The sequence below is a fragment of the Mycobacterium sp. NGS18 genome (genome assembly GCF_059813185.1).
In genome coordinates this window covers 169,137-186,167 of sequence record NZ_JCALEC010000004.1, presented here as the reverse complement: position 1 = coordinate 186,167, position 17,031 = coordinate 169,137, and the positions used below count along the sequence as shown (strand labels likewise).

Sequence of the window (17,031 nt, the reverse complement as noted above, 5' to 3'; positions counted from 1 at the left end):
GCGACACGGGGGCGCGCCGTGATGCGACGCGACGGCGAGCTGCCGGGCGTTGCTGGTCTCCAAATCCGCAAAGCCCACTGAACTAGGACGTACTCGCTCCGGATGGCGCTGCCATCAGGCCTGCGGAACCATGCTGCGCAGGGTACTGGTCATGAATTTCTTCAGTGCCACATCGCGTTCCGCCTGGGATTCACCCACCGTCGTCAGCAAGGCGTAGACGCCGAGGAGAAAGAACGCCGCGCTGTGGTAGGCGTCCACGTCGTCGTAGAGCTCACCGCGAACGCGTGCCCGTTCGATCTCGGCGGCCAGCAGCACGAAGGTCGGGTGGCTGGCCCACTGCTCCGGTTCGGGTCGGTTGGGCGAGAAGTAGAGACTCAAGACATCGCGGAACAATGCCGCGCCCCAGCGGCTTTCGAGGGCCAGGACCAGCTCCACGATCACCTTCAGCACCGCCGCCAGCGGGCGGCGCGTGTCGAGGAATTGCGCGAGCTCTTCGGCGAGGCGCATCTCGTCTCGCCGGATCAGCTCGAGCAGCACGTGCTCCTTGGTGGGGAAGTGGAAGTAGAAGGTACTGCGCGCCACCCCTGCCGCCTTGGCGATGGCGTTGATGTCTGCCGCATTGGTGCCGGCCCGCTGAAACTCCACGATCGCGGCGTCGAGCACTCGAGCACGTGTTCTGCGGCGTTGGGTCTCACGCTGGGTCGCACTCTCGGGCACGCGCCCATTGTGCCGCACCCCAGCCGATCACTGACGGATGTCACCCGAAAATGTCACTGAACTGGAGATCTGCACGCGTAGAAGCCATCAACCCCCGTCCTTTTCGTTGTCATTTGTCAGTGAGTGTGTTAGACCTAGCAACCGAGCGGGTGGTGGCAGACCAGGCAGGGGTGGGCGATGACGACAGCGACGGCGATGAACACCAGGGGCCAGCGCATCCTGTTGTGGACGGTGCCGCCGTCGGCGGCCTTGTTCGCCCTGGCCTATCTGTTGTTCCCGGTGTTCTCGCCGCCGCTGTCGCCGACGCTGACCCCCGAACAAGTCGCGGCCTTCTTCGCCGAGAACATCACCGGCATATTGGGCGTCACGATCCTGTGCAATCTCATCGCCTGCTCGCTGGTTCCGCTCTTCGCGGTGACCGCGGTGCAGATCTCGCGGACCGCAACATCGAGCAGCGTCTTCACCTACGCCTACCTGCTCTGTGTCGGGGTGGGCCTGACGGCGTTCATCCTCGCGGACTACTGCTGGGCGCTGGCGGCGTTCCGGCCCGAACGCGACCCGCAACTCATCAGCCTGCTCAACGACATGGCGTGGTTCTTCTTCATCGCACCCGTCGGCACCATCATCGTGCAGAATCTCTGCCTGGCCGTCAGCATCTACCTGGACGTCCGGCCAGACCCGGTCTTCCCGCGCTGGGTGGCGCACTTCAACATCGCGGTGGCCGCTCTGCTGGTTCCGAGCGCGTTTTCGCTGCTGTACAAAACCGGGCCGCTGGCCTGGGACGGTTCGCTCTCGTTCACCCTGCGGCTCAGCGTTTTCGCCGTCTATCTCGTGGTCATGTTCGCGGTTCTGCGCGATGTGGTGAATCGCCAGGGTAACGAGCGCGAGGCGCTGGCATGACCAAGGCCGCGAAACGGGATCAGTGGATCGCCTTCTGGTCGGTCCCGGTCTTCTTCGCGCTGTTCGGGCTGGTCTTCGTCCCCTTGAGCTGGATGATGCCGCCCCGCTCGCCGAGCGCCTCGCAGCCCCAGATCCTCGACTTCATGCAGTCGCACAATCTGCTGATCGCCTGCACCGTGCTGACACTGGCGTTCGGCCTGGCGCCGGTATCGAATGCGTGCTATCTCATCCAGATCAAGCGGATGTCGGTCAGCCCGGTGTTCCGGTACACCGTCATGATGGGTGCGATGACCGGCACCATCGTCGGCATGCTGTTCGGCATGTTCTGCTTCGGGCTCGGCGCATTCCGTCCCGGCTACGACCCGGCGATCCTGGCGATGCTCTACGACTTCGGCTACCTGGCGTTCATCGGTTCGCTGGGATGCTTCTGCATCATGTGGATGGCATTCGGCCTGGCGATCATTCTCGACGAGAACAATATCCTGCCGAAATGGCTGGGCTACTACACCGTTTGGCAATACGTGACCGAGTTGATGGCCGCGCCGGTGTGGATCACCAAGTCCGGGCCCTTCGCCTGGAACGGTCTGATGACCTTCTGGCTCGCCATGACGCTGTACGTGTCATGGCAGTTCATCGTGTACGTGTGCATCTACCGATCGATCAAGAACCAGCCCGAGGCCGAACTCGAAAACGCTTGGGTTGCACTTGAACCCGCGGGAGCCGCGTCCCACGGAGTCGTCGCATGACCGAAGTCGAAGCGGGGCCCGGCATCGGTACCAGCGAGATGACGCCAAGCCCCCGTGCACGCGGTCACCTCCCCGGTGAATCGAGCATGTGGTTCTTCGTCATCGGCGACCTGCTCATCTTCGCCGCCTACTTCGTGTCCTACATGTACTTCCGCGGCCAAGACCATGCCATGTTCCTGGCGAGTCAGGCCAAGGTGAACCTGAACGTCGGTATTGTCAACACCGTTGTGCTGCTGACCAGTTCGCTCTTCGTGGCACTCGGAACTTCGGCGGCCCGAGCCGGTAAGACCACCGATGCACACCGGCTGTTCTACGGCGCCCTGGCCTGCGGGGCCGCTTTCCCGTTGCTCAAGATGTTCGAATACATCCCGGAGATCACCGCGGGGCTGACGCCGGGAACCAATCTGTTCTTCATGTACTACTTCGTGATGACGGGAATGCACCTGTGTCACGTATTCCTGGGGTTGGTGATCCTGTGCTTCGTCATCCGCAGCCTGCGCGGACCGGCGAAACCCCGAATGTCCTTGGTGGAGACGGGCGCAACCTACTGGCACATGGTCGACGTGTTGTGGCTGATCCTGTTCGCGCTGCTCTACTTGATGAGGTGATCGCTCTGACCGCGTACCGCCGCAACCCTCTGATCTTGGTGTGGGCGTTGCTGACGGTGGTGACCGTAGCGTCGTGGCAGACCGCCCGCGACGGGGGCGAGGCACACCACCTCAACGCCACCGTCACCGTCATTGTGCTGTCGATCGCCGCGATCAAGACCCAACTGGTGATCTGGCACTTCATGGAGGTCCGGCACGCGCCCACTTGGCTCAAGGTGACCACGAACGGCTGGCTGCTGGGACTGTTCGGGCTGCTGTTCGGCTTCTACTTCGCCGCCGGATAGCATCGCCGAACCAGCGGCGCCGCCAGTCCGCCCGCTCCTGCCACCAGCATCGCCAGCCACACCAGATGGGCCGCCAGCACGGCTCGGCGCGGTCCGGCGGCAACCTTCGGCGCATGGCCGCCGACCCGGTACACGGTGAAGTCTGCGTCGCGGTAGGAGATCGGCAACCGCATCAGCGTTTTTGCGGCAGAGCCCATTTCGCCGTCGGTGCCGGACTCGCTGACCACCCAGCCCACACCGTGGACGCCGAGCGTGGCCGGTTCGGCGCCCGACAGCAGCGCCTGCTGCACCGCGCGGGCGTGGCCGCCCTCACCGCGCACAGTCTGCCCGCCCACCCTCAGATCGCCGGTGGCCAGCACCTCGGCGCGCACCCAACGGGGCAGCGGGTCGAGCACCGCCGCCGGCCCGGCCCAGGAGAAGTGCCGCATGGTGTCGGCCGGCAGCACCGCCACCGGCCGCGGATCGGCGTTGATCATCGCCGCCACCGCCGCCCAACCGGGCGGGTAGTGCACCGGTTGGACCCGCCCGGCCACCCCCCAGGCCAGGTCCGGCAGCACAACGATCAGCGCGACGCAGCACACCAACGCTGCCCGCGCCGGCGGCAGTCGGTCCCGCAGGGCCGCCACCGCCCCGGCCCCGGCCAGCGCGTAGCCGGGCATCGCCAATGCCACCCACTTCTGCCCGTCGCGCAGCATGCCCAGGCCGGGGATCACATCGACCGCCCAGCGCAACACCGCCAGTCCCGGCCCGGTAGCCAATACGGCGAACACCAGCACCGTCGCGCCCGCCAGCATCAGCAGTGGTCGCGCGGCGGGCCGGTCCCGTACCGTCGACAAGCCCAAAGCCACGACGCCGACGAAGACCGCGGTGGCCAGCACAGCGAAAACCGTTGTCCGCGAACCCGGCACCGCCTCGGCGTTCCAGATCCCGCCCAGCCCGGCGAGGCTGCCCAGGGTGCCCAGACCCGGCTCGGCGCGGGCCGCGAACGCCGCCACCCCGGCCGACTCGCCGCGAACGGATCCCGGCCCCACCACCACGGCCATCAGCCAGGGCAGCGCGGCGGTCGCCGCGATCGCCATCGCACTGGTCGCACACCACCACCTCGGCGCGCCGGAACCCGGCACCGCGACGCACGCCAACGCCACCACCGCGGCCAGCAGCAGCCCGGTCGGGGTCAACCCGGCCAGCGCCACGAAGAACACCAACCCGAACAGCCCGCCGCCACCGGATCGCAGCCTCAGCATCGCCACTGCCACCCACGGCAGGCACCCGTAGCCGACCAGCAGGCTCCAATGGCCCTGCAACAACCGTTCGGCCACATAGGGATTCCAGATCGCGACGGTGACCGCAACCAGCCGGCCGGGCAGGCCGGCCTCCGGCAGTACGGTCGCCGCCAGCCGCGCCGCGCCGCAGCCGGCCAGCCACAGGCCCGCGATCAGCAGCGCCTTGACCACGATGCCGCCGTCGACCAGCCGAGAAGCCAGCGTCACCGCGAAGTCCTGCGGTACCGCCCGGGGTGCCGCCTCACCCAGACCGAGGGCGGATGCGGTCAGGTAGGACCGCGGCGTCGACACCGCATCGCGCAGCAGCAGATAGCCCGGCCGCAGCAGTGGCGCCGCGATGAGCAGCGTCAACCCCAGTGCGTAGCACGGCGCGATCCAGCGCCCGGCTCGCACCACCGCGAGGTCAGAGCTGATCGGGTGTGGGATCCGGGGGGCCCGGCTCCGGTGGCGTCGCCGGACGGTCCAGTTGGGGACGTTGCGTCGGCAGCTTCTCCGTCTCGGCCTCGGCCCCGGAAGCATGCTCGGTCACCGGTGACTTCGGCGCGAAGCCGCCGAAGAACCCGCCGTCGGAGCCGCGGCCCGGCCGACCCAGGGCGGTCTCGGCGGGCAGGCTGAACCAGCCGACCAGGACGCCGCCGATCAAACAGATCAGCCCCGCGGCGGTGAAGGTGATCGGCAGGACCCGTGACCACAGGGCCACCCGGTCCCGTTCGTTGCGGGCCGCGTCGACCTGCGCCTCGATGGTCTCCTCGGAGCTGGTGACCGTGTAGTCGGCCAGTGCCACCTCCGGCTTCAGCGGATCGCGGGCGTAGTAGTGGTTGGCGTGCACCTTCGACTTGACGACGGTGCCCGAAACCGGATCCACCCACATCGTCTTCTGTGCGGCGTAGTACCGCGTCATGGTGACGTCTTCCTCAGGGTCGACGCCCTCGATGTTCCACATCCGGGCCGGAGCGGTGATCTCCCCGTCCTCGTCGTGGCCGTACAGCGACGGGTAGCGCACCGGTTCTTTCAAGCTGCCGTCCGGGTCGTAGCCGACGTTCTGCACGAACCGGTAGGTGGTCAGCCCGTTGACGTCGTCTTCGCCCTCGTAGTTGGCCTCGTAGGCCTTCTGCGCGATCGGATCGAAGTACTGATAGGACTGCTTCTGGGTGTCGAAGGGGAACCGGTAGGACAGCCCCTCGTGCGGCAGCGCGATGTTGGTCGGCGGGCTGTCGTCGTCGTAATTGCGCGGCCGCTGCACCGAGCCGCCCGGGTGATCGTCATCCGAAACCGCTTCGGCGGAGGTGCGATTCAGCGTCACTGTGTCGACGATGGCCAGCAGCAGACCGGTGTCCTTCTGCCGGTCCGCCCGCCGCAGCGACGAGCCGGCCTGCAGGGTGACCACGTCGGCGTTGGCGGGCGCCTCCACCCCGATCTGCTGCTGGGCGACCAGCGGCACATCCTGATCGACGACGGCATGTTCGCCGCCGAGGGACTCCGGGTCCAGCGCGGCGCCGGAGCCGTTGCTGATCAGGGTGACGTCGAGATCGAGCGGAATCTTGGCGATCTTGCCCGCGGTATAGGTGGACAGCAACAGGGCTGCGATCAGCAGCGCGGCGCCGAGGCCCATGACTGCGCATGCCGCGATACGCATCATGACTGCTCGGTTCACGTCGCCGTATCCTCCCTTTTCCGCTTTTTCCCGCCACACCTAAATCTGTCTGACCCTAACAGCAGAACTTCAAACAGCTACTGTGTGTCCATTGAAGTTTTGGACCGTGATCAGATGAACCAGCAGGTTGGCGGCGTACGCAGCTTCCTGCCGGCCGTCGAGGGAATGCGCGCCTGCGCCGCCATCGGCGTGGTCATCACACACGTGGCCTTCCAGACCGGGCACTCGTCGGGGATCACCGGCCGGCTCTGGGGCCGTTTCGACATGGCCGTGGCGGTGTTCTTCGCCTTGAGCGGGTTCCTGCTGTGGCGTGGGCATGCCGCGGCCGCGCGCGGCCTGCGCCAGGCGCCGCCGGCCGGGCATTACCTGCGCTCTCGCGTGGTGCGGATCATGCCGGCCTATCTGGTGTCGGTGGTGGTGATCCTGGCCCTGCTGCCCGACGCCGGTGACGCCAGCCTGACGGTGTGGCTGGCCAACCTGACGATGACACAGATCTATGTGCCGCTCACCCTGACGCCGGGACTGACCCAGATGTGGAGCCTGGCGGTGGAGGTCAGCTTCTACATAGCCCTGCCGCTGCTGGCGCTGGGGGCCACCCGACTGCCGGTGCGGGCGCGGGTGCCGGTGATCGCCGCGGTGTCGCTGCTCAGCCTCGGTTGGGGATTTCTGCCCATCCATACGCCCTACGGGGTGAACCCGCTGAACTGGGCGCCGGCTTACGGCTGCTGGTTCGGGGCGGGCATGCTGCTGGCCGAGTGGGCGTTCAGTCCGGTCGGCCGGGTGCACCGGCTGGCCCGTCGGCGACTGCCCATGGCGGTGGTGACCGTGGTCGCGTTCGTGGTGGCTGCCTCACCGCTGGCCGGCCCGGAGGGATTGACCTCGGCGACTGTCGGCCAGTTCATCGTGCGCACCGCGATGGGCGGGGTGCTGGCCTGGGCGCTGCTGGCACCGCTGGTGCTGGACCGCCCCGACACGCCGCATCGGTTCCTGGCCAGCGCACCGATGGTCACATTGGGCCGCTGGTCCTACGGGATCTTCATCTGGCACCTGGCCGCCCTGGACATGGTGTTCCCGGTGATCGGCCGCTTCGCTTTCACCGGGGACATGGCGGTGGTGCTCTTGTTGACCATGGTGTTCACCGTCGCGATCGCCGCGGTCAGCTACGCCCTGGTGGAGCAACCGTGCCGGGAGAAGCTACGCGGCTGGGAGAACCGGCACCGGGCCGTGCGCCCCGCCGCCGCTCAGGCGGCCGCGCCCGACGGGGTGTATTCGGCTACGTCGCTGGTGAATTCGGGCGTGCCGTAGGCCTTCAGCCGCCGCTTGAGCAGCCGCAGCACGTAGGCGTTCGTGAGCCGGCGCAAGCCGGGGGTGCGGACAGCGCGTTGCACCACCGCCGCGCGGCCGGACACGAACGGCGCGGTGAGGGCGATCCGCAGATAGTCGCCCACCCCGAGCGTGACACCCATCTTCGCGGCCACCGCTCGCTTGCCGCCACAGAACATCCGCACGAAGAAGAGCTTGCTGTAGCTCTTCTCGACCGCGTCGGCGATGCGTTCGCGCAGGGTGTCGTCCTGCCGCAGGTAGGCGGCCATCGTGGAGCGAACCAACTCCCCGCAGGTGGCGTCGTCGAAGTCGTCGCGCAGCAGCGCGGCGCGGGCGCTGAACACCCGAATGATCTCAGGGGGCGTGGTCGGCAGCAGCTCTTCGGGCAGGCCGAGCAGAACGCAGCGATAGCGGGTGAACTCGACCTGGGCACGCTCGCTGGGCGTGAACTCGGTGCGTCCTTGGCGGCGGGCGTCCATCGCCAGCACGTAGAGGTTGATCATCCCGGCCGGCATCTGATCGATCTGCGGGATGGGCAGCCCGTAGACCTCGACGTCCCATTTCGGGGATCGCTTGAGCGCGTTGAAGCGGACCATCGAGTGCATCAGCCGCACCATGGCCGCCGCCTCGAAGCCCGGGCCGTAGCGGTCTAGTGCGCCGGGCAGCGTGGTGACGGCGAAGAAACTGGTGGTCTCGTTGACCCGCCCGGCGGCACGCTTGCCCGACAGGGCGCCGGTCAGTGCCATCGGCAGCGCGGCGTAGGTGTTGAGGAAGGTCGCGATGAACGCACCGCGGACCACGAACGGTGCCAACAGCGCCATCGGGAGTCGGGAGTGCTCTGCTCCCTTTCGAACCAGGTCCATGTCCAGCCAGTCCGGGGTGGCTTCCATGTCGGCGATGAACGCCACCAGCTCGGGCGGCGCGTCGGGCACCCCGTCGACGCCGTGGCGGCACGCCTGCTTGAGCATGCCGATCAGGGTGCTGACGCTGTACTGGCCCATCAGTGCGGCGTAGGAGTCCGCCACCACATCACCTAGCCAGGTCGCCGTCGAAATCAGCTCGACCGCGGCCTCGTCGGCCAGCAGCTTGGCTCGGGTGGCAGGCCGGCCGCGCAGTGACGACACGTCGTCGGGGTCGGTCGTCGTGCGGTAGGGCTGCGTGTCGAAGTCCAGCTCGCCGTAGAGCTCCGGCAGCAGTTCGGCCTGACGGCGGACCCGCTCGCGCAGCTCGGGGTAGTGCGTGGGCAGCGTGGGCACAGAAGACCTCCGAGTAACTAACGTTTCGTTAGTTACAGCTAACAGTTCGTTAGTTATGCTGTCAAGCGTGATCCCGAGCGGACGTCGGCGGATGACGGGTGAGGCGCGCCGCGAGCAGATCCTCGATGTCACCCATGCGATCGTCGACGCCGAGGGGTTCCACGCGGCCACGCCGAACCGGGTCGCGGCGACGGCCGGCGTCAACCGCTCGCTGATCTACCAGCAATTCGGCAGTCCCGCAGGGCTTTTCGTCGCGCTCATCGATCGGGAAGCGGGTCGGGCCGCCGCCCAGTTCGCCGCTGCGATCACCGGCACCGAGAACCCCGAAGCCGAGGGTTTTTTGGCGCGTGTCTTCGACGGGGTGCTGCACGCCGCCGACAGTCACGCGCCGACCTGGCGGTTGTTCCTCTTTCCGCCCCAGGGGGCGCCGCCGGAGTTGCACGAACGCCTCGCCCGCGCCGAGGCCGGCGTCCGCGGCTTTCTCACGCGCGAACTGCTGCGCACCCTGCCGGATCTGCAAGACCCGGACTACACCGCCCATGTCGTGGCCGCCGTCGGCCGGGAACTGTTGCAACTGCGGCTCAGCGAGCCCGACGAGGCTTCGCCGGAGCGGCTGCGGGCGCTGCTGCGGTCGATTCAGTTCACCGCCGTGAGCCGAACCGCGCACGACTGAGCGCGCTCAGTAAGCCGCGGAGTTCTCGAAGATCTTGCGCGGGTTGTCCACCAGCATGGTGCGTAGCTGGTCGTCGGTGACGCCGCGCTGCCGCAACGCCGGGATCACGTCGTTGTGGATGTGCAGGTAGTGCCAGTTCGGGGCCGCCACCGAACTCAGCTCGCCGGGCAGCGCATCGAAGTAGCAGTTGGCGTCGTGCGAGAGCACCATCTTGTCGGCATGGCCGCGCTCGCACAGCTGCGCCACCGTGTTGACCCGGTCCTCGAACGGCAGGATCAGGTCGATGCCGAACCGGTCCATGCCCAGATACGAGCCGCCCGCGATCAGCTCCTCCAGGTAACCCAGATCGGTGCTGTCCCCGGAGTGCCCGATCACCACCCGGGACAAATCGACACCTTCTTCTTCGAAGATGCGCTGCTGTTCCAGGCCGCGGCGCAGCCCGGCGTGGGTGTGGGTGGAGATCGGCGCTCCGGTGCGCCGGTGAGCCTGGGCGACCGCGCGCAGTACCCGCTCGACGCCGGGGGTCACCCCGGGCTCGTCGGTGGCGCACTTGAGGATTGCCGCCTTGATCCCGGTGTCGGCGATGCCGGACTCGATGTCGCGGACGAACATGTCGGCCATGAGCTCCGGGCCGTCCAGCATGGTGCCGGGGCCCCGGTAGTGGAAGAAGAACGGCACATCGTTGTAGGTGTAGACGCCGGTGGCCACCACGATGTTCAGGTCGGTGCCCGCGGCGACCCGGGCGATGCGCGGGATGTAGCGGCCCAGCCCGATCACGGTCAGATCGACGATGGTGTCGACCCCGGCCGCCTTCAATTCATTGAGCCGGGTGATCGCATCGGCCACCCGGGCGTCCTCGTCGCCCCACGCCTCCGGGTAGTTCTGGGCGATCTCGGTGGTCATGATGAACACGTGTTCGTGCATCAGGGTGACGCCGAGGTCGGCGGTGTCGATCGGCCCGCGCACGGTGCTTAGCTGTGGCATGGCCTGATCGTAGGGACGCTTAGCCGTTGTGTACCAGGTTGTCGCGGATCTGCGCGTAGGAGTGGGCGAACTGTTCCACTTCACGCGGGCTGAGCAGATCGAAGAGGTTGGCGCGCACCGCCTCGACGTGCCCGGGCGCCGCCTCGGCCAACTTCTCCATGCCCGCCTCGGTGAGCTCGGCGTACAGGCCGCGCTTGTCCTCGTCGCACTTGATCTGGTGAACCCAGCCGGCGTCGGTCAGCCGCTTGACCGCCCGGGTGACCCCGCTGCGGGTCGTCACCGTGATGTCGGCCAACTCGTTCATCCGCATCCGCTGCTGCGGGGCCTCGGACAGTAGCGCGAGGATCTCGAAGTCGGACAGGTTGAGCCGCGCGTCGGTGGCCAGTTGCCGGTCCAGGGCACGCAGCAGCAGTCGGGTGCTGTCGAGGTACCCGCGCCACATCCGATGTTCCTCCGGGCTCAGCCACTGCGTGTCCATGCCCCCATAGTAGTTGATTTCAGAATGAGTTTCCCGTGGTAACGGTCGGAATAACCGGAAAACTAGTTTCGTTGTCAACTATCAGCTAGAGTATCCAACATGAGGAGGGCAGTCGTGTCGAGCACTGGTATGCAGTTCGGCATCTTCACCGTCGGCGATGTCACCGCCGACCCGACCACGGGTCGCACGCCGACCGAGGCCGAGCGGATCAAGGCGACGGTGGCGATCGCCAAGAAGGCCGAGGAGGTCGGCCTGGACGTCTTCGCCACCGGTGAGCACCACAACCCGCCGTTCGTGCCCTCATCGCCGACCACCCTGTTGGGCTACATCGCGGCGCAGACCGAACGGATTCAGCTGACCACCGCCACCACGTTGATCACGACCAACGACCCGGTGAAGCTCGCCGAGGACTACAGCGTGCTGCAGCACCTGGCCGATGGCCGGGTCGACCTGATGTTGGGGCGCGGCAACACCGGCCCGGTGTATCCGTGGTTCGGCAAGGACATCAGGACCGCCCTGCCGCTGACGGTGGAGAACTATCAGCTGTTGCGCCGGCTATGGCGGGAGGACGTCGTCGACTGGAGCGGGGAGCATCGCACCCCGCTGCACGGGTTCACCCTGGCGCCGCAGCCGCTGGACGGGGTTCCCCCCTTCGTCTGGCACGGTTCGATCCGCAGCCCCGAGATCGCCGAACTGGCCGCGCACTACGGCGACGGCTTCTTCGCCAACCACATCTTCTGGCCGCCGTCGCACACCAAGCGGATGGTGCAGCTCTACCGGCAGCGCTTCGAGCACTACGGCCACGGCGGCGCCGACCAAGCGATCGTGGGCCTGGGCGGTCAGGTGTTCCTGCGGCCCAACAGCCAGGACGCGGTCAACGAGTTCCGGCCGTACTTCGACAACGCCCCGGTCTACGGGCACGGTCCGAGCCTGGAGGAGTTCAGCGCCCAGACCCCGCTGACCGTCGGCTCACCGCAACAGGTCATCGACAAGACCCTGGGCTTCCGGGACTACGTCGGCGACTACCAGCGCCAGCTGTTCCTGGTCGACCACGCCGGCTTGCCGCTCAAGACGGTGCTGGAACAGCTCGACCTGCTGGGCGAGCACGTTATCCCGGTGCTGCGCAAGGAGTTTGCCGTCGGCCGCCCGGCGCACGTGCCCGGCGCGCCGACGCACCAGTCCCTGGTTGAGGCCGCGAGCCGGTCCGAGATCCAGGAGGCGTCATGAACCTCGTGGTGATCAGCGGTGGGCTGCGTGAGCCGTCGTCCACCCGGCTGCTGGCCGACCGGCTCGGTGCCGCGGTACACGCCGAACTCGGCTTGGCCGATATCGAGGTCGTCGAGCTGCGGCACCTGGCTCGGGCGATCACCGACGCCATGCTGACCGGCTTCGCCGCACCGGAGTTGGAGGCGGTGTTCGAGAAGGTCGCCGGTAGTGACGGGCTGGTCGCGGTGACGCCGACGTTCAACGCGACCTTCAGCGGGTTGTTCAAGTCGTTCTTCGACGTACTTCCCGAGCAGACCCTCAACGGCACGCCGGTGCTCATCGCAGCGACCGGCGGAACCGAGCGGCACTCCCTGGTGCTCGATCACGCCCTGCGGCCGATGTTCACCTATCTGCACGCGCTGGTGTCGCCCACCGGGGTGTACGCCGCGACGTCGGACTTCGGTGCGCGCGGGCTCGACGAGCGGATAGCCAAGGCGGCCAACGAATTTGCTCGACTTGTACCACTGTGCGGGCGCGCCCGCGGCGAAGCGGTCAACGCCGAACTCGATGAGATGCACCGCCTGCTCGCAGGCGCCCAACAATAAGGAGCAGTGAAAATGACGAACTTGGCGGTTATCTACTACTCGGCCACCGGACACGGCACCGCGATGGCGCAACGGGTGGCGAAGGCGGGCGAGGCGGCGGGCGCCGACGTGCGCCTGCGCCACATCGAGGAGACGCGGGACCCGGCCACCTTCGCGCACAACCCGGCGTGGACGGCCAACTATGAGGCGACCAAGGACCAGCCGGCCGCCACCGGCGATGACATCGTCTGGGCCGACGCCGTCATCTTCGGCTCACCCACCCGGTTCGGTTCTCCGGCAGCGCAATTGCGGACGTTCCTCGACTCGCTGGGCGGGCTGTGGGCCAAGGGTGCGCTCGCCGACAAGGTCTACGCCGGCTTCACCTCCAGTCAGACCGCGCACGGCGGGCAGGAGGCGACGCTGCTGAATCTCTACGTCTCGCTGATGCACTTCGGCGGGATCCTGGTGCCGCCGGGTTACACCGACCCGATCAAGTTCGCCGACGGCAACCCCTACGGGGTCGGGCACATCACCGGCCCGGACAACCAGAACGAGCTGAACGACGCCACCCTGGCCGCGCTCGATCACCTGGCCACCCGGGTGGTGGGGGTCGCCGCCAAGCTCGGTTGACCAGCGGCCCGCGATTGACCCAACTCCTGCTCGGGTAGACCACGGCCACCTACGAGATGGAGATTGGCCAATGAAGATCTTGATGCGGCTGCGTCACGCCCCGGTGCGGCTGGCCACCGGGGCGTTCATCCTGGATGCCGGAATCAACCACACCGAGCCTGACGAACAGACGGCGCAACAGGTCCACGGCATGGCGTCTGGTACCTACCCGTTCCTCTCCTCGATCGACCCGATGGCCTTCACGCGATTGCTCGGCTACGCAGAAGCGGCGTTGGGCGCGGCGCTGCTGACACCGGTGGTGCCGTCGATGCTCGCGGGCGCCGGTCTGGTGGCGTTCTCCGGCGGCCTCCTAGGGATGTATCTACGCACGCCGGGGATGCGGCGCGCGCAGAGTCTGCGCCCGACACCGGATGGCATCCCGCTGGCCAAGGATTCCTGGATGCTCGCCATCGGCGCCGGGCTGATCCTGGACGAACTGCTGTCACGTGCCCGACAGCCGGCGGCCCGCATCAGCGCCTAGCCCGACCTCTTGTGGCGTGACGCACCTCACACTAGGATGACCAGTGGTCATTCCAGTGAGGTGGTCCGATGCCGACGGTGACGTGGGGACGGGTCGACCCGGCGCGCCGGGCCGCGGTGCTGGACGCCTCCGAGGCGGAGTTCAGCGCGCGCGGCTTCTCGCACGGCAGCCTCAACGTCATCGCCCGGCGCGCCAAGGTCGCCAAAGGCAGCCTGTTCCAGTACTTCGCCGACAAGGCCGACCTGTACGCGTTCGTCGCCGACACCGCAGGTCAGCGGGTGCGGTCCTACATGGAGCGACAGATCGTCGAACTCGACTCCAGCCGGCCGTTCTTCGAATTCCTCACCGACATGCTCGACGTGTGGGTCGCCTACTTCGCCGACCATCCGCGGGAGCGGGCGCTGCATGCCGCAGCCAGCCTGGAAGTCGACACCGACGCCCGGATCAGTGTGCGTACCGTCATGCACCGGCACTACCTGGAGGTGCTGCGCCCCCTGGTGGCTGACGCGCAGGCCCGCGGCGACCTGCGTCCCGACGCCGACACCGGCGCACTGCTGTCGCTGCTGCTGCTGATCCTCCCGCACCTGGCGCTGGCGCCTTACCTGCGCGGCATCGATCCCATCCTAGGACTCGACGAGCCCACCCCGGAACTACCGGCCCTGGCGGTACGCCGGCTGGTCGCCGTGCTGGCCGCGGCATTCGGCGGCGAGACAACTCGCCATCGGCACCACTCGAAGGAGGCAGTTCCATGACCCGTACCCACTTCGACTCACTGGCGGCGGGCGGACTGAACTGGGACAGTCTGCCGCTCAAGCTGTTCGCCGGTGGCAACGCGAAATTCTGGAACCCCGCCGACATCGACTTCTCCCGCGACCGAGCGGATTGGGAGGCGCTGACCGACCGGGAACGCGACTACGCCACCCGGCTGTGCGCGCAGTTCATCGCCGGTGAGGAGTCGGTGACCCAGGACATCCAGCCGTTCATGGCGGCGATGCGCGCCGAGGGCCGGCTCGGTGACGAGATGTATTTGACCCAGTTCGCCTTCGAAGAGGCCAAGCACACCCAGGTGTTCCGGATGTGGCTCGACGCGGTCGGGATCACCGAGCAGTTGGACAGCTACCTCGAGCCGCTCCCGACCTATCTGCGGATCTTCAACGAGGAGCTGCCGGAATCACTCGGCGCGTTGTCGGATGATCCCTCACCGGCGACGCAAATTCGGGCGGCGGTGACCTACAACCATTTCGTCGAGGGCACGCTGGCACTGACCGGGTACTACGCCTGGCACAGGATCTGTGTGGAGCGCGGCATATTGCCCGGCATGCAGGCGCTGGTCGGGCACATCGCCGACGACGAGCGACGCCACATGGCCTGGGGCACGTTCACCTGCCGGCGCCACGTCGCCGCGGACGACGCCAACTGGACGGTGTTCGAAGCGCGCATGAACGAGCTCATGCCGCTACTGGGCAGCTACACCGCAGAGGGGGACGCGATCTACGGCGGCGACACCCCATTCGGCCTGTCCCCCGAAGTGGTGTTCAACTACGCGATGGACAAGGGAATGCGGCGGTTCGGCACGATCAGCAGCGCCCGCGGCCGCCCGGTCGGCGAAATCGACCTGGACTACAGCCCGGTGCAACTGGAGGACACCTTCGCCGATGAGGACAGCAAACTGCTGGCGGCCGCCTCCGCCTGAACCCGGCGGCTCAGGCCACCCACACCGTCTTGAGGTTGCAGAACTCGCGAATGCCGTGCCCGGACAGCTCCCGGCCGTAGCCTGACCGCTTGATCCCGCCGAACGGCAACTCCGGGTAGGACACCGTCATCCCGTTGATGAAGACCTGCCCGGCCTCGATCTCGTCGGCGAAGCGGCTGCTCTCGGCTTCGTCGCGGGTCCAGGCGTTGGATCCCAGTCCGAAGGTGGTGGCATTGGCGATCTCGATGGCCTCGTCGATGCCGGCGGCGCGGTAGACCGATGCCACCGGGCCGAACACCTCCTCGGTGTACAGCGCCATGTCGCGGGTGATGTCGGTGACCACGGTGGGTGGGTAGAACCAGCCCGGGCGGTCGAGTCGCTTCCCGCCGCAACGGATCACCGCACCGGCCGCGGCCGCAGTGTCGACCTGCTGCTCGACCTCGTCGCGGCCCTGCTCGGTGGCCAGCGGCCCGACGTCGGTGTCGGGGTCGGTGGGATCGCCGACCCGCAGCGCCGACATCTGATCGGTGAACTTGGCCACGAAGTCGTCGTAGATGTCGGTGTGGACGATGAACCGCTTGGCCGCGATACAGGATTGGCCGTTGTTCTGTACCCGGGCCTTGACCGCGGTGGTTACCGCGGTTTCCAGATCGGCCGACGGCATGACGATGAAGGGGTCACTGCCGCCCAGTTCCAGCACCGTGTGTTTGACCTCGTCGCCGGCGATGGCCGCCACCGACCGCCCGGCCGGCTCGCTTCCGGTCAGGGTTGCCGCGGCCACCCGCGGGTCGCGCAGCACCCGCTCGACAGCGCCCGATCCGATCAGCAGGGTCTGGAAACAGCCGTCGGGAAAACCGGCGCGCGACAACAGGTCCGCCAGGTACAGCGCGGTCTGCGGCACGTTGGAGGCATGTTTGAGCAGGCCGACGTTGCCGGCCATCAGGGCCGGCGCAGCGAACCGCACCGCTTGCCAGAGCGGGAAGTTCCACGGCATCACCGCCAGCACCACCCCGAGCGGCTGGTAGCGCGCGAACGCCTTCGACGCGTTGACCGTCGAGGCATCGGCGGGCTCGTCGGCCAACAACGCCGCACTGTGGTCGGCGTAGAACCGGAAACCCTTGACGCACTTGAGCGCTTCTGCCTTGGCGGAGGCCAGCGTCTTGCCCATCTCGAGGGTCATCATCGCGGCGACCTCGTCGGCTTCGGCCTCCAGCAGGTCGGCGGCCGCGTGCGTCCATTTGGCGCGCTGGGCGAAATCGGTACGACGGTAGTCGGTGAAGCGGGCCGCGGCGCGCGCGATCGCGGCCTCGATCTGCGCCTCGGTGGCTGCGGTGAACGTCTTGACCGTCTCCCCGGTCGCCGGGTTGGTGGTGGCAATTGCGGGCACGCGGGCCTCCTTCGGGCGCTGCGGTGTGGCGTGTGCAGGTCCAGCCTGCCATCCCCGAACCGCGTAGGCTCGCCACGAGCCAGAATCAGTACGTCGATACGGGAG

The 17,031-nt window shown here is 67.5% G+C and carries 19 protein-coding genes; 12 read left to right on the top strand and 7 right to left on the bottom strand.

From position 1 onward, the window contains the following. Positions 1 to 114: 114 nt before the first annotated feature. Positions 115 to 735: a TetR/AcrR family transcriptional regulator gene (locus tag AC5Y31_RS10010; protein ID WP_499980038.1), complete on the bottom strand. Its 621-nt coding sequence runs from the start codon at positions 733 to 735 to the stop codon at positions 115 to 117. Positions 736 to 894: 159 nt separating this feature from the next. Here AC5Y31_RS10010 and AC5Y31_RS10005 point away from each other — a divergent pair, with 159 nt between their 5' ends. Genes AC5Y31_RS10005 through AC5Y31_RS09990 form a run of 4 tightly spaced genes read left to right on the top strand, consistent with a single transcriptional unit; the run spans position 895 to position 3,255 of the window. Then, positions 895 to 1,617 carry a hypothetical protein gene (locus AC5Y31_RS10005; protein WP_499980035.1) on the top strand — a complete coding sequence of 241 codons (723 nt, stop codon included), beginning with the start codon at positions 895 to 897 and terminating at the stop codon, positions 1,615 to 1,617. After that, a complete protein-coding gene (locus AC5Y31_RS10000; RefSeq protein ID WP_499980034.1) occupies positions 1,614 to 2,363 on the top strand; it encodes a hypothetical protein in 750 nt (249 codons plus the stop codon). Before AC5Y31_RS10005 ends, AC5Y31_RS10000 begins: the two co-directional genes overlap by 4 nt. Continuing rightward, positions 2,360 to 2,971 (top strand): cytochrome c oxidase subunit 3, encoded by a 612-nt coding sequence (locus tag AC5Y31_RS09995; protein ID WP_499980033.1) that lies wholly within the window; start codon positions 2,360 to 2,362, stop codon positions 2,969 to 2,971. The genes AC5Y31_RS10000 and AC5Y31_RS09995 overlap by 4 nt, the downstream gene beginning before the upstream one ends. A 5-nt stretch (positions 2,972 to 2,976) precedes the next feature. Continuing rightward, positions 2,977 to 3,255, top strand: coding sequence for a cytochrome C oxidase subunit IV family protein (locus AC5Y31_RS09990; protein WP_499980352.1), 279 nt, complete (start codon positions 2,977 to 2,979; stop codon positions 3,253 to 3,255). On the opposite strand, the gene AC5Y31_RS09985 is transcribed toward AC5Y31_RS09990, so the two are convergent. Together AC5Y31_RS09985 and pgfA are read right to left on the bottom strand one after the other, a co-directional pair. Further along, the gene (locus AC5Y31_RS09985; protein ID WP_499980031.1) at positions 3,237 to 4,934 is read right to left on the bottom strand and encodes an MmpA family trehalose lipid delivery protein; all 1,698 of its coding nucleotides are present in this window, start codon (positions 4,932 to 4,934) and stop codon (positions 3,237 to 3,239) included. The genes AC5Y31_RS09990 and AC5Y31_RS09985 overlap by 19 nt on opposite strands. Positions 4,935 to 4,941: 7 nt before the next feature. Further along, on the bottom strand, positions 4,942 to 6,192 hold the full coding sequence (gene pgfA, locus AC5Y31_RS09980) for a cell envelope lipid trafficking protein PgfA (RefSeq protein WP_499980029.1): 1,251 nt from the start codon (positions 6,190 to 6,192) through the stop codon (positions 4,942 to 4,944). Between the two features lie 114 nt (positions 6,193 to 6,306). Between pgfA and AC5Y31_RS09975 the strand changes: the two genes are divergently transcribed. Next, positions 6,307 to 7,497 carry an acyltransferase family protein gene (locus tag AC5Y31_RS09975; RefSeq protein ID WP_065024390.1) on the top strand — a complete coding sequence of 397 codons (1,191 nt, stop codon included), beginning with the start codon at positions 6,307 to 6,309 and terminating at the stop codon, positions 7,495 to 7,497. Here the strand turns inward: AC5Y31_RS09975 and AC5Y31_RS09970 are convergent. Then, entirely contained in the window at positions 7,434 to 8,762 is a 1,329-nt protein-coding gene (locus AC5Y31_RS09970) for an oxygenase MpaB family protein (protein ID WP_499980351.1), read from the bottom strand. The genes AC5Y31_RS09975 and AC5Y31_RS09970 overlap by 64 nt on opposite strands. Before the next feature lie 100 nt (positions 8,763 to 8,862). Between AC5Y31_RS09970 and AC5Y31_RS09965 the strand changes: the two genes are divergently transcribed. Then, complete coding sequence (locus tag AC5Y31_RS09965) at positions 8,863 to 9,444, top strand: TetR/AcrR family transcriptional regulator (protein ID WP_499980349.1); 582 nt, start codon at positions 8,863 to 8,865, stop codon at positions 9,442 to 9,444. A 6-nt stretch (positions 9,445 to 9,450) separates the two neighbouring features. Here the strand turns inward: AC5Y31_RS09965 and AC5Y31_RS09960 are convergent, their stop codons facing one another. Both AC5Y31_RS09960 and AC5Y31_RS09955 read right to left on the bottom strand, forming a co-directional pair. Further along, positions 9,451 to 10,428, bottom strand: coding sequence for a phosphotriesterase family protein (locus AC5Y31_RS09960; protein ID WP_499980027.1), 978 nt, complete (start codon positions 10,426 to 10,428; stop codon positions 9,451 to 9,453). Positions 10,429 to 10,447: 19 nt separating this feature from the next. Further along, complete coding sequence (locus tag AC5Y31_RS09955) at positions 10,448 to 10,906, bottom strand: MarR family transcriptional regulator (protein ID WP_301632155.1); 459 nt, start codon at positions 10,904 to 10,906, stop codon at positions 10,448 to 10,450. Positions 10,907 to 11,035: 129 nt separating this feature from the next. Between AC5Y31_RS09955 and AC5Y31_RS09950 the strand changes: the two genes are divergently transcribed. The 6 genes from AC5Y31_RS09950 (at position 11,036) to AC5Y31_RS09925 (ending at position 15,539) form a co-directional block, all read left to right on the top strand. Beyond that, positions 11,036 to 12,133 carry an LLM class flavin-dependent oxidoreductase gene (locus AC5Y31_RS09950; protein WP_065024394.1) on the top strand — a complete coding sequence of 366 codons (1,098 nt, stop codon included), beginning with the start codon at positions 11,036 to 11,038 and terminating at the stop codon, positions 12,131 to 12,133. Further along, positions 12,130 to 12,717: a CE1759 family FMN reductase gene (locus tag AC5Y31_RS09945; protein WP_499980024.1), complete on the top strand. Its 588-nt coding sequence runs from the start codon at positions 12,130 to 12,132 to the stop codon at positions 12,715 to 12,717. Before AC5Y31_RS09950 ends, AC5Y31_RS09945 begins: the two co-directional genes overlap by 4 nt. 12 nt (positions 12,718 to 12,729) lie before the next feature. Next, positions 12,730 to 13,326 carry an NAD(P)H:quinone oxidoreductase gene (gene wrbA, locus AC5Y31_RS09940; protein ID WP_065024409.1) on the top strand — a complete coding sequence of 199 codons (597 nt, stop codon included), beginning with the start codon at positions 12,730 to 12,732 and terminating at the stop codon, positions 13,324 to 13,326. Positions 13,327 to 13,396: 70 nt separating this feature from the next. Then, positions 13,397 to 13,846: a hypothetical protein gene (locus AC5Y31_RS09935; protein WP_499980022.1), complete on the top strand. Its 450-nt coding sequence runs from the start codon at positions 13,397 to 13,399 to the stop codon at positions 13,844 to 13,846. Positions 13,847 to 13,914: 68 nt separating this feature from the next. Then, positions 13,915 to 14,598 (top strand): TetR/AcrR family transcriptional regulator, encoded by a 684-nt coding sequence (locus AC5Y31_RS09930; protein ID WP_499980020.1) that lies wholly within the window; start codon positions 13,915 to 13,917, stop codon positions 14,596 to 14,598. Beyond that, positions 14,595 to 15,539 carry a R2-like ligand-binding oxidase gene (locus tag AC5Y31_RS09925; protein WP_065024398.1) on the top strand — a complete coding sequence of 315 codons (945 nt, stop codon included), beginning with the start codon at positions 14,595 to 14,597 and terminating at the stop codon, positions 15,537 to 15,539. The genes AC5Y31_RS09930 and AC5Y31_RS09925 overlap by 4 nt, the downstream gene beginning before the upstream one ends. A gap of 10 nt (positions 15,540 to 15,549) precedes the next feature. Here the strand turns inward: AC5Y31_RS09925 and AC5Y31_RS09920 are convergent, their stop codons facing one another. Then, positions 15,550 to 16,926 (bottom strand): NADP-dependent succinic semialdehyde dehydrogenase, encoded by a 1,377-nt coding sequence (locus AC5Y31_RS09920; protein WP_499980016.1) that lies wholly within the window; start codon positions 16,924 to 16,926, stop codon positions 15,550 to 15,552. Between the last annotated feature and the right edge of the window lie 105 nt (positions 16,927 to 17,031).

Bases quoted from the DNA above. Each gene is read 5' to 3' on its own strand.
- AC5Y31_RS09945 (WP_499980024.1), top strand. From the start codon at position 12,130: ATGAACCTCGTGGTGATCAGCGGTGGGCTGCGTGAGCCGTCGTCCACC.
- AC5Y31_RS09965 (WP_499980349.1), top strand. From the start codon at position 8,863: ATGACGGGTGAGGCGCGCCGCGAGCAGATCCTCGATGTCACCCATGCG.
- AC5Y31_RS09960 (WP_499980027.1), bottom strand. From the start codon at position 10,428: ATGCCACAGCTAAGCACCGTGCGCGGGCCGATCGACACCGCCGACCTC.
- wrbA (WP_065024409.1), top strand. From the start codon at position 12,730: ATGACGAACTTGGCGGTTATCTACTACTCGGCCACCGGACACGGCACC.
- AC5Y31_RS09950 (WP_065024394.1), top strand. From the start codon at position 11,036: ATGCAGTTCGGCATCTTCACCGTCGGCGATGTCACCGCCGACCCGACC.
- AC5Y31_RS09975 (WP_065024390.1), top strand. From the start codon at position 6,307: ATGAACCAGCAGGTTGGCGGCGTACGCAGCTTCCTGCCGGCCGTCGAG.
- AC5Y31_RS09995 (WP_499980033.1), top strand. From the start codon at position 2,360: ATGACCGAAGTCGAAGCGGGGCCCGGCATCGGTACCAGCGAGATGACG.
- AC5Y31_RS10005 (WP_499980035.1), top strand. From the start codon at position 895: ATGACGACAGCGACGGCGATGAACACCAGGGGCCAGCGCATCCTGTTG.
- AC5Y31_RS09925 (WP_065024398.1), top strand. From the start codon at position 14,595: ATGACCCGTACCCACTTCGACTCACTGGCGGCGGGCGGACTGAACTGG.
- AC5Y31_RS09955 (WP_301632155.1), bottom strand. From the start codon at position 10,906: ATGGACACGCAGTGGCTGAGCCCGGAGGAACATCGGATGTGGCGCGGG.
- AC5Y31_RS09935 (WP_499980022.1), top strand. From the start codon at position 13,397: ATGAAGATCTTGATGCGGCTGCGTCACGCCCCGGTGCGGCTGGCCACC.
- AC5Y31_RS09930 (WP_499980020.1), top strand. From the start codon at position 13,915: ATGCCGACGGTGACGTGGGGACGGGTCGACCCGGCGCGCCGGGCCGCG.
- AC5Y31_RS10000 (WP_499980034.1), top strand. From the start codon at position 1,614: ATGACCAAGGCCGCGAAACGGGATCAGTGGATCGCCTTCTGGTCGGTC.